Source organism: Bacteroidota bacterium, from assembly GCA_017303905.1.
Lineage (GTDB): Bacteria > Bacteroidota > Bacteroidia > B-17B0 > Aurantibacillaceae > JAHEYG01.
Genome location: JAFLBH010000005.1, coordinates 149,708 through 160,934, shown reverse-complemented (window position 1 = coordinate 160,934; position 11,227 = coordinate 149,708). Strand labels below are relative to the sequence as shown.

12 protein-coding genes are annotated in these 11,227 nt (G+C 36.4%); 10 read left to right on the top strand and 2 right to left on the bottom strand.

All coding sequences use genetic code 11. The annotated features are described in order from the left end of the window. Positions 1–64: 64 nt before the first annotated feature. Together hppD and J0L69_16040 are read left to right on the top strand one after the other, a co-directional pair. On the top strand, positions 65–1,225 hold the full coding sequence (hppD, locus tag J0L69_16045) for a 4-hydroxyphenylpyruvate dioxygenase (GenBank protein MBN8694707.1): 1,161 nt from the start codon (positions 65–67) through the stop codon (positions 1,223–1,225). Positions 1,226–1,287: 62 nt separating this feature from the next. Beyond that, positions 1,288–2,157, top strand: coding sequence for a hypothetical protein (locus tag J0L69_16040; protein MBN8694706.1), 870 nt, complete (start codon positions 1,288–1,290; stop codon positions 2,155–2,157). Positions 2,158–2,202: 45 nt separating this feature from the next. Here the strand turns inward: J0L69_16040 and J0L69_16035 are convergent, their stop codons facing one another. Both J0L69_16035 and J0L69_16030 read right to left on the bottom strand, forming a co-directional pair. Next, positions 2,203–4,647, bottom strand: a complete 2,445-nt coding sequence (locus tag J0L69_16035) for a TonB-dependent receptor (protein ID MBN8694705.1) — start codon at positions 4,645–4,647, stop codon at positions 2,203–2,205. A 48-nt stretch (positions 4,648–4,695) separates the two neighbouring features. Beyond that, on the bottom strand, positions 4,696–5,226 hold the full coding sequence (locus J0L69_16030) for a hypothetical protein (GenBank protein ID MBN8694704.1): 531 nt from the start codon (positions 5,224–5,226) through the stop codon (positions 4,696–4,698). Positions 5,227–5,314: 88 nt separating this feature from the next. Here J0L69_16030 and J0L69_16025 point away from each other — a divergent pair, with 88 nt between their 5' ends. The 8 genes from J0L69_16025 to J0L69_15990 all read left to right on the top strand — a co-directional run bounded on the left by J0L69_16025 (position 5,315) and on the right by J0L69_15990 (position 11,219). Further along, positions 5,315–5,668: an aspartate 1-decarboxylase gene (locus J0L69_16025; GenBank protein MBN8694703.1), complete on the top strand. Its 354-nt coding sequence runs from the start codon at positions 5,315–5,317 to the stop codon at positions 5,666–5,668. 11 nt (positions 5,669–5,679) lie between these two features. Continuing rightward, a complete protein-coding gene (locus J0L69_16020; GenBank protein MBN8694702.1) occupies positions 5,680–6,696 on the top strand; it encodes a flippase-like domain-containing protein in 1,017 nt (338 codons plus the stop codon). Next, a complete protein-coding gene (gene rfaE2, locus J0L69_16015) occupies positions 6,683–7,198 on the top strand; it encodes a D-glycero-beta-D-manno-heptose 1-phosphate adenylyltransferase (GenBank protein MBN8694701.1) in 516 nt (171 codons plus the stop codon). Before J0L69_16020 ends, rfaE2 begins: the two co-directional genes overlap by 14 nt. Positions 7,199–7,365: 167 nt before the next feature. Then, positions 7,366–8,853 (top strand): oligosaccharide flippase family protein, encoded by a 1,488-nt coding sequence (locus J0L69_16010; GenBank protein ID MBN8694700.1) that lies wholly within the window; start codon positions 7,366–7,368, stop codon positions 8,851–8,853. Continuing rightward, a complete protein-coding gene (gene dut / locus J0L69_16005; GenBank protein ID MBN8694699.1) occupies positions 8,853–9,287 on the top strand; it encodes a dUTP diphosphatase in 435 nt (144 codons plus the stop codon). Before J0L69_16010 ends, dut begins: the two co-directional genes overlap by 1 nt. Positions 9,288–9,324: 37 nt before the next feature. Continuing rightward, positions 9,325–10,518 carry a phosphoglycerate kinase gene (locus J0L69_16000; GenBank protein MBN8694698.1) on the top strand — a complete coding sequence of 398 codons (1,194 nt, stop codon included), beginning with the start codon at positions 9,325–9,327 and terminating at the stop codon, positions 10,516–10,518. Positions 10,519–10,540: 22 nt separating this feature from the next. Next, entirely contained in the window at positions 10,541–10,732 is a 192-nt protein-coding gene (locus J0L69_15995) for a hypothetical protein (protein MBN8694697.1), read from the top strand. A 4-nt stretch (positions 10,733–10,736) separates the two neighbouring features. Next, positions 10,737–11,219 carry a 2-C-methyl-D-erythritol 2,4-cyclodiphosphate synthase gene (locus J0L69_15990; GenBank protein ID MBN8694696.1) on the top strand — a complete coding sequence of 161 codons (483 nt, stop codon included), beginning with the start codon at positions 10,737–10,739 and terminating at the stop codon, positions 11,217–11,219. The last annotated feature ends 8 nt before the right edge of the window (positions 11,220–11,227 follow it).

Genomic DNA, 11,227 nt, shown 5'->3' with positions numbered 1-11,227 from the left:
ATTAAATTATTTTTCAGTAAATAATTTATTCATTCATTAAACAATCATTAAACAAAAAATTAAAATGGCAAAAGAAGTAAAAAGCGTAGAATACGGCTTAGATAAAATATTTGAAGGAGCACAGGATTTTCTTCCGCTCTTAGGAACTGATTACGTAGAATTCTATGTGGGTAACGCAAAACAATCGGCTCACTTTTATAAAACTGCTTTCGGTTTTCAGTCGCATGCATATTCAGGTTTGGAAACAGGAAACCGTGAGAGCGTATCATACGTGTTAAAGCAAGATAAGATTCGTTTAGTATTAACAACGGCTCTGAATAGTAAATCTCCCATCGGTGAACATGTAAAAAAACATGGTGATGGTGTGAAGGTAGTAGCTTTATGGGTAGAAGACGCGCGCAAGGCATTTGAAGAAACAACCAAGCGTGGAGCAAAGCCTTTTATGGAGCCAACCGTTGAGAAGGATGAACACGGTGAGGTTGTGCGTTCCGGTATTTACACCTACGGAGAAACTGTGCACATGTTCGTAGAACGTAAAAATTATAAAGGCACTTTTTTACCCGGATTTAAAGAATGGAAGAGTGATTACAATCCAACACCGGTTGGCTTGAAATTTATTGACCATATGGTAGGTAACGTAGGGTGGAATCAAATGAATACATGGGTAAAATGGTATGAGGATGTAATGGGCTTTGTCAACTTTTTATCATTTGACGATAAACAAATCCATACCGAGTACTCTGCCTTAATGAGTAAGGTAATGAGTAATGGTAACGGTCGAATTAAGTTCCCGATTAACGAGCCTGCAAAAGGAAAGAAGAAATCTCAAATCGAAGAGTATTTGGATTTTTATGAAGATTCAGGAGTGCAGCATATCGCTGTTGCTACCGATGATATCATTAAAACGGTAGCTGAATTAAAAGCGCGTGGCGTAGAATTTTTACCTCCTCCGCCTCAAGCTTATTACGATGAAATTCCACAACGTTTAGGTGTGCATAAAGACATGATGAAGGAAGATATTAAAGAGCTTCAGAAATTGTCGATTCTTGTGGATGCCGATGAGGAAGGATACTTATTGCAAATCTTTACTAAACCTGTTGAAGATCGTCCGACTTTATTCTTTGAAATCATTCAGCGTATGGGCGCTAAAGGATTTGGAGCCGGAAACTTTAAGGCTTTATTTGAATCCATTGAACGCGAACAAGCTTTACGAGGTACTTTATAATAAGTCAATAATTAATGCTAAGGGGAAATTGGTAATTCAATTTCCCTTTTTATTTTTAGAGTATGATTACATATAACCCAAAAGACTGGTTTAAGTTAATTTTTCAGTTTCACAAGAGTGATACATTTAGAATTTTGTTGCCCAATATGCTTTTATTAGGTGTATTAACCGGCGGCCTGGTATATTATGAAATCACCCATGATGTTACTTTTAAAAGCTCAACCATCTTTCATCAAATACTCGGCTTTGTATTATCAATGTTATTAGTGTTCCGAATTAATTCGGCTTATGATCGTTGGTGGGAAGGCAGAAAACATTGGGGAGCGCTCGTAAATAACACTCGCAATTTGATGGTAAAGCTGGATAGTATTATACCGGAAGAAAATCGAAATGATAAAATTTATTTAAAAAATTTAATCATCACTTTTGTATTCTCTTTAAAAGATCATTTAAAAGACAACAAGCAGTTTAAAGATATAACTGATTTTGAAGGATTCAATCGCGAAGAGTTTGATAAACGAAGCCATAAACCAAACTATGTTGCGGGATTAATTATGAAGCATATTGAGAAATTAAGAAGGCAAGGTGTTATTAGTGATGAAAGAATGTTGTTCATTAATGCTGAATTGCAATCTTTTTTAGATATTACCGGTGCCTGCGAACGCATCAAGAATACGCCGATTCCTTTTTCATACAGCATGTTTTTGAAGAAAATAATTTTTATTTATGTCATCACCATGCCGATTGCTTTCTCAATCGATTTTAAATATTGGGCCATTCCTGTTGTTATGCTCATTTTTTACGCCTTCGCTTCAATCGAATTAATCTCTGAAGAAGTGGAAGATCCTTTTGGTGATGATGCTAATGATTTGCCAACACAGGAAATTTCAGAGAAAATAAAAGCAGGACTCAACGAAATTTATCCATCATAAAAAAAGCCATCCTTTAAAGGATGGCTTTTTTTTATTGACTGTTTTTTACATTTTAAACCTTAAGCTCACGATGAAATTTCTTCCGGGAGCATTAATGCCACTGGCAAAGACGCGATAACGATTATCAGTAATGTTTTCGCAAGCTACATTTAAACGGAGATTTTTTGTAATGTTATAACCGGCTCTTATATTTAGAGTAAACCATCCCGGCATTCCGTTTGCAGTTGCATATTGTAAATTGTCTTCACCACTCGGACTATAATCCGATAAAGCTTTTTTCCCGTTGTAACGAACAAAGAACTCAGCATCGGTATTTTTGTTTTTGTATATCAAGCTACTTTGACCGTACACCGGTGCAATATGATCTAATGGATAAATGGTGTCTTTCACTACATCCGAGTAACGTCCATAGGTATAGTTTAAAGTACTTTTAAATGAAATGTGATCATTGAAATCAAGCTGACATCCAACATTAAAACCATAAATAAAAGCACGATCGGTATTTTGCATCGCTTGTACTTTGTATTTATTTCCCTGATAAGTGATGCTATCTTGTCCGTTAACTTTAAAATCACGAAGTGTCATGTAGTTTTCTACAATGGTATAAAAACCTGTAACGTCAAATTTAAAACGTGAATTCATAACCTTACTGATGTTTAATTCAAAATTGTAGGCGTACTCAGGTTTTACTTTTGGATTCGCAACAATTAAGATTCCTCCTCCGGATTCAAATAATTTACTCATGTCATCAACATTTGGTGTTCTAAAACCGGTGTTAGCGAGTAAAGAAACTTTATAATCATTTTCAGCTTTCCAGGTAAAACCTAAACTACCTGTTACAGCCTGACTGTTTTGTTTTGCAACCGGATCCGGAAATTTAAATGGAATAGTATCAATGAAATTACAAACTACCGATGCATTGGTGTAACGAATGCCTTCCGAAATAACAAAGTTTTCGTTCACCTCAAAGTTATGCGATAGGTAAGCTGCAAACGTATTCATTTTATTTGTTGCCGCGTAACGTGTGTTTGCTCTGTAAGTACTGTCTTTAACAATGTCATAGTTATTAGCAGTGGATTTTACATCATTAGAAGTAAACTCAAGGCCATAACGTAATTCGTGTTTTTCTTTAATATTTTTCATCAAATCAAGATTTGCAGAAATTACTCCTACATCTTCCATTTGTGTAGTGCGATTGTTTTTTCGGTAATTGCGAGTAATGCGATCTTGTTCTATATTTTGATAGGCTAAAATTAATTTTATGTTATCGCTGATAGCTGTTTTAGCATCGTAATTAAGGGTATATGCGGCAAGAAGTCTGTTTTGCTCATACCTGTTTTCTGCAAATTTTAAATTCGGGCCATTATAATCTCCCGCTAATCTATCATATCGAGGTAAATCAGGATTCATGCTTAAGTGAAAATTTAAATTATGATTTAAATGCTCTCCTGTTTTAATAGCGAAGCGTTGTAAAATGTCGATTTGCTTGTAGCCGCTGCCAACTAGTTTATTGTTATTCGGATTTTCAACCATAGTATCTCTTCCCGCAGTTGTTTGTCCGCCTGATACTATAAATTCATCCGGAATCTTTTCACCGCGTTGTATTACATAATAGTTTCTATCCCACTTATTTGTATAACCATTTAGCTTCACACTACCGCTGGTTAAGTCCCCGAAATTAGAGTAAGTGATATTTGTTAAGGAAGCAAACTTTTTGAATCCTAAATTAATATCCAGGTGTCCGGTTGTTTCATTATTGACGCTGGCATAACGCGCCATGGCATTTGCTTTAACCAACATTTTTTCATTAGTACTAAACTCGGCATTTTTTGTATAGAAATGCATAACACCACCCAAGGCATCGCTTCCATACATAGTAGAGGAAGGTCCAAAAATGACTTCAGTTCTTTCGAGCATTTGCGCATCAAGCGTCATAACATCCTGCAAATGGCCCGATCTGTAAATGGCATTATTCATGCGAATACCATCAATTACAATTAGTACCCGACTGGCTTCAAAGCCTCTTAAATTTGGACTACCGCCACCTAACTGACTTTTTTGCACGAATACATTTCCGGTATTCATTAACAGGTCGCCGCTGGTGGGTTGGTTACTAAACTCAATATCCTTTTGTTTAATAACTTCAATAGCATATGGAACATCGATTTTTTTCTCGCGTGTTCGGTTGGCGGAAAAAACAATTTCATCTAGCATAACTAACTTAGCACTTAGATTTAAATTGATATCCTGATCACCGGCTATAATCTTTTTTGTGAAGTATCCGATATTGTAAATTGAAAGTGAATCTGATTTATCAAGTTCACTTATTGAAACTTTGCCTAGAATATCAGTGCTAACCGTTTTATTGTTTTTGTCTTTGATGATGACATCTTTAATGGGTTCACGACTTGAATTATCGCGAACAGTAATATTTTGCGCCTTGGTATAAAGCGAAATGCATACCAAAGGCAATAAGTATAATTTTCTCATTGCGGAATTAATTTTTTGTAAATAATTTTTTTGTATTGAATCGGATATTTACAAAAAATCGGGAGGAGGAGTTAATGAATTAGAAAATCCTTTTGTTGTTTTAGAATCAAAAAAAATAAAATAATAAAGAGAGGATTCGCGAATGTCAACGCAAATATTTTCATGTGAAAGATATTTAAAAGCGAAAAAATCTTTAGCAACTGAATTTTGCTTTTTACCGGAAGAAGATGAATACATAACATCGAATTGTTCTTTGTACTTATTCATTAATTCTTTTTCCTGTGTATCTTCCACTACGGTCAGTACCACTTTTACTCCCTCGCTTTTAAGCGAAATGATATCATACATGATATCGTTCATTAAAACTTCTTTGTTGTTATCAAGCCAAGTAATACGCGAATTATTTGAATAAAGTTCACTGGGAGAGATGGAAATTGTTTGCGTTTTAGCATAACGTGAGCGGATAAAGGCTTTGAATTCCTTCTTATGAGCCTTAGTAACCTGCTTATAAATAAAGTAGTTGCCTGTAATCAGGACAGTTATAATAAGGATTGTGAATATAAAAAAGACTTTTCTCAATTTGCTTAACCAAAAATAACAAAATCGAGAGGTTTTTACCAATAAACTAACCTATTATTTAATGAAATAGTTATACCTTTGCAGGGCTATGGAAATACAGGTGCTAAAATCTAAGCTTCACGGCGTTACGGTTACTCAGGCCGAATTAGATTATATAGGAAGTATAACAATTGATGAAGATTTAATGGATGCTGCCAATTTGATCGAAAATGAGCAGGTTCATATTCTTAATAAGAACAACGGCGAACGTTTTATCACTTACGTGCTGAAAGGTGATCGCGGTAGTGGTGTGATTTGTCTTAATGGTCCGGCTGCTCTTAAAGTAAAGTTGGGCGATGTGGTGTTAGTTCTTTCTTACGCCAACATGGATTTCGAAAAAGCAAAAACATTTAAACCATGGGTTGTTTTTCCGGATACTGCAAACAATAAGCTCAAAAAATAAAATTCTTTCCATTGAAGAAGCTAACTGCCAAATCCATTATTCAGGTTGTTGTATTACTAGGGCTTGGCGTATTACTTGTTTGGTTGGCGTTAAGTCAGGTTGCCGAAAAGAAAGAAGAAATTCTCTTAGCATTTCAGAATGCCAATTATTTTTGGGTAGCCATTTCAATTATCATAGGTTTTATCAGTCATTTTTTGCGCGCGTACCGTTGGAATTATTTATTGGAACCTCTAGGGTACAAAACAACTTTGTTTAATTCGAATGCCGCTGTTTTCATTGCTTACTTCTCAAATTATGCGCCTATTCCGCGTATGGGCGAATTATACAGAGCAACGATTACCGATCGTTACGATAAAGTACCTTTTCAGGTAGGATTCGGAACCGTAATTACAGAGCGAATTGTTGATACCATTTTAATGCTAATCATCTTTGCGCTTACCATGGTTTTTCAATTTTCCGAATTAGCCGGCTTATTGGAAAAATATGTCTTTTCAGGATTAAGAAATAAATTTTCAGGACTTATGGAACGCCCTGTTTTAGCAATCACTCTTCTCGTAATTGTTGGCGGCGGTGCCATTGTTTTATTTATGTTCAGAAAAAAAATAATGAGCAAATTAAAAGGGAAATTCGGTAAGGTTATTAAAGGTTTTGTGGAGGGTCTGTCATCCATTCGTAATATCAAACACGCCGGGCGCTTCATTGTTTTGAGTTTACTGATTTGGGCCGCGTATTTTTATTCGCTTTTTTTCTGTTTAAAAGCATTACCTCAAACAGCTTTAATAAATCAATCACAAACCTTAACCTTAATGTTATTCGGAACCGTTGGAATAATTTTTACGCCGGGTGGTTTAGGTATGTATCATATCATCATTATGGAAATTCTAATGTTTTATGGCGTTGATATAGTACCTGCCGCTGCATTTCCATGGTTAGTTTGGACATCTCAATTTATCATGATAGCCGTACTGGGATTAATTTTTATGGTGGCACTTCCAATTGTAAATAAAAAGAAACATGCTGTATCATAACAAACTTTCGAAAAAGATTGTGAGTCCTGAGCAATTACAAGTTGCATTAAATGTATTGCGTTTCAAGGATAATAAAATTGTGTTTACGAATGGATGTTTTGATATTTTACACCGAGGCCATGTAGAATATCTGGCAAAATCCCGCGACTTAGGTCAAGTGTTAGTTTTGGGTTTAAACACAGATGATTCTGTGCGCCGCCAAAATAAATCGCCGGAAAGACCGATAAATAATGAGGAAACCCGAGCTACTATTGTGGCAGCCCTCGAGTCGGTTGATTACGTTGTGTTTTTTAACGAGGATACACCTTACGAATTAATTAAACTGATTCAGCCTGATGTGTTGGTGAAGGGTGGCGACTACGATGCGAATGAAACAAACACGTCAAGCAAAAAATACATAGTAGGTTCTGATATTGTTAGGGCAAAGGGCGGACAAATCGTTACCATTGACCTTACCGCCGGTTTCTCAACAACAGGACTTATAGAAAAGATGAAGAAGTAATTTTCAATCCCTCAAAAGGTGAATGACCTCCTTCAGCTTTTGCTTTTCTTCACCCTCTACGAACTCCGAACTTTCAACTACCAACTACTTATCGTTAATATCTTAACCATTATTCACATTTGCACGTTTTTCTATTCTCTAATTTTATTGAACTAGAGAATTATCACGTGAGCAATCCATTAAAAAAATTGGCAGGTCAAACTGTTATTTACGGATTGGGCAGTATTATGCCTCGGATTGTTAATTACTTGTTTTCACTCGCTCTCACTTTTATTTTTAAAGTTCCATCTGATCTCGCTTCCAATACCGAATTCTATGCTTATATCAGTTTCGTTAATATCATTTTCACTTACGGAATGGAAACTGCGTTCTTTAATTTTGTAAGTAAGTCCGATGAAAAAGATAAAGTGTATTCTACCGCATTGATTTCTTTGTTTTCAACTACATTCGTTTTCACATCTGCTTTGTGTTTGTTCTCCCAATCACTGGCTAATCTAACGGATTACCCAACGAATCGTGATTATGTTATCTGGTGTGCTATGATTGTTGCCACTGATACAATGATGGCGCTTCCTCTGGCAAGAATGCGATCTAATAATCAGGCAAAGAAATTTGCAATGATGAGAATTATCAATGTTACACTATATCTGTTAGTGAGTATATTTTACCTTGTATTTTGTAAAAATGCCTATGAAAAAGGTGAGATCGGTTTTTTAGCAGACTGTTATAATCCGAATGTTGGTGTTGGTTATGCGTTCCTAGCCCAATTGGTTGCAAATTTGGTTACAATGTTACTAATGGCGAGAGAATTTACAGGCTTTGCTTACGTATTCGACAAAGCGCTTTGGAAACAGATGATTAGTTATGCATGGCCCTTATTGTTTTTGGGACTAGCAGGAATGATTAACGAGACCTTTGATAGAATCATTCTTAAATATTTATTACCTGAAGATATTGCTAAAACAGAATTGGGGATTTATGGTGCATGCTATAAAATTGCCATCCTAATGACAATTTTCATTACTGCATTCCGTTATGCAGCCGAACCTTTTTTCTTTAATCAGGCGGCCGATAAGAATTCAAAGAAGGTAAACGCTTTAGTAATGAAATATTTTGTGATTTTTTGTTCTTTCCTATTTCTGGTTACCATGATGAACATTGATATAGTGAAATTGGCTATCTATAAGGATTATCATTCGGGCCTGGGAGTAGCGCCAATTTTGCTGCTTGCCAACTTGTTTTTGGGGGTGTATTTCAATTTATCTATCTGGTATAAATTAACAGGACAAACTCGCTATGGAGCGGCTATAACCATAATTGGAGCGGTGATAACCCTTGTGATTAACTTTGGGTTTATAGGTAAATATGGCTATATGGCTTGTGCATGGGCGACCTTTGCGGCGTATGGATGTATGATGATTATCTCGTATTATCTCGGACAAAAACATTACCCGGTGAAATATAATCTGAGGAGTATGTTATTCTTCTTTTTTGCCGCTCTCGCATTTTACTTTATTTCGCTCACTTATAGCTCTATGGAAAATGTCGTTTTAAAGGTGATTTTGAATAATTTGTTCGTAATACTATTTGCATGGTTGTTTTATAAATTGGAATTTTCCAATTTAAAGAATATCAAAAACCAATTGCAATCATGATCACTGTAAAAGTCGTTAATCAATCAAAACATCCATTGCCTGAATATGCAACCGATCATTCGGCAGGTATGGATTTAAGAGCTAATCTCGATTCTCCAATTGTATTAAAGCCTTTGGAAAGAGCTCTCATCCCAACCGGTTTGTTTATTGAACTGCCTCAAGGACATGAAGCGCAAATTCGTCCGAGAAGCGGCTTAGCATTTAAAAACGGACTTACCGTGTTAAACTCTCCCGGCACCATCGATGCTGATTACAGAGGGGAAGTCAAAGTGCTTCTTGTTAATCTTTCTAATAATGAGTTTACGGTAAACGATGGCGAACGAATTGCTCAAATGGTAATTGCGCGTCATGAAACCATCGAATGGTATGCTGTTTTGCAACTCGAAGAAACAAAACGTGGCGCCGGCGGATTTGGCCATACCGGTACCAAATAATTTTTTTATTTTTAAATTCTCATTCCAGATACTAACTATGAAAACTGTTGATTCTATAAATTTCTCAAACAAGCGCGCATTAATTCGCGTAGATTTTAATGTGCCTTTAAACGATGCATTTGAAGTTACGGACGAAACCCGTATTAAGGCAGCTATTCCAACCTTAAAGAAAATTCTGAAAGATGGAGGAAGCATAGTGCTCATGTCTCATTTAGGTCGTCCGAAAGAAGGACCAACCAATAAATATTCATTAAAGCACATTGTAAAAAATGTTTCGGCACACTTGGGTGTTGAGGTGCAGTTTGCTGATGATTGCGTTGGATCAGATGCCTTCGCAAAATCTGCCGCATTAAAACCGGGGCAAGTTTTACTTTTAGAAAACCTACGTTTTTATAAGGAAGAAGAAAAGGGTAATGAAGAGTTTGCACAAAAATTAAGTAAGCATGGTGATGTGTATGTGAATGACGCTTTCGGAACCGCGCACCGCGCCCATGCTTCAACGGCTGTTATTGCTAAGTTTTTTAATGACGATGCTAAGTGTTTTGGTTATGTGATGGCTGGAGAAGTTGCAAGCATTGATAAAGTATTGAATAATGCAGAAAAACCTTTTACAGCCATTATAGGTGGTGCGAAAGTGAGCGATAAAATTTTAATTATTGAACAACTGATGAATAAGGCCAATAATATTTTAATTGGCGGAGGCATGGCATTTACATTCGTAAAAGCTATGGGAGGAAAAATCGGGAAATCCCTGTGTGAAGATGATCGTTTGGAAATAGCAAAATCTTTATTGGAGAAAGCAAAGGCAAAGGGTGTAAATATTTACATCCCAACAGATGCTGTGATTGCCGATAATTTTGCGAATGATGCCAATAAGAAGGAATGTAAAATCACAGAAATCCCTGATGGATGGATGGGACTAGATGCAGGTTCTGAAACCGTGAAGATGAATGGGGAAGTCATTAAGAATTCAAAAACGATTTTATGGAATGGTCCGATGGGTGTTTTTGAAATGAGCAGTTTCGAAAATGGAACGAAGCAAGCAGCAAATGCAATTGTGGAGGCTACAAAAAACGGAGCCTTTACTTTAATTGGCGGTGGCGACAGTGTAGCTGCGATCAATAAATATAATTTGGCAGATAAGGTGAGTTATGTAAGTACCGGAGGCGGAGCCTTATTAGAGTATATCGAACAAGGCAGTTTGCCGGGCGTAAAGGCAATAGAAGGATAAAATAATTTGTTATCTTTAATACATGCTAAGTAAAAAAATAATTTTTGTCGTTACAGTTGTTGTCTTTTTGGCATCCTGTAAAAAAACTTACATGTGTGAGTGTACAAACAGCAACGGTAGTTACGATGCCGGTGAAACAGAAGGTACCAAACGTCAGGCAAAAAAGCATTGCGAGAGTTTATCAAGTGGCGCAACTACCTGCGGATTAAAATAAAATTATGGTTAACATTAGAGTTGGATTTGGTTACGATGTACATCCTTTAGGAGAGGGGAGAGAATTGTGGTTAGGCGGTATTAAATTGGAATTTGATAAAGGATGTGTTGGCCACAGCGACGCGGATGTTTTATTACACGCTATTTGCGATGCCTTGTTAGGTGCCGCTAATCTTCGGGATATAGGTTTTCATTTCCCGAATACAAATCCTAAATACAAAGGCGCTGATAGTAAATTACTCTTACAAGAAGTAGTTCGCCTATTAGATGAAAACGGTTACGCGGTGGGTAATGTAGATGCTACACTAAGCATGGAAGCACCCAAAATAAATCCGCACATTTCCGCTATGCAAACTGTTTTAGCGCCGATTTTAAAAGTAAGTACCAACGAAGTTTCCATTAAGGCAACTACCAATGAAAAATTGGGTTACGTTGGCCGACAAGAAGGCGTAAATGCTTACGCGGTGGCTTTAATTTATAAGAAATAATTTCTCTG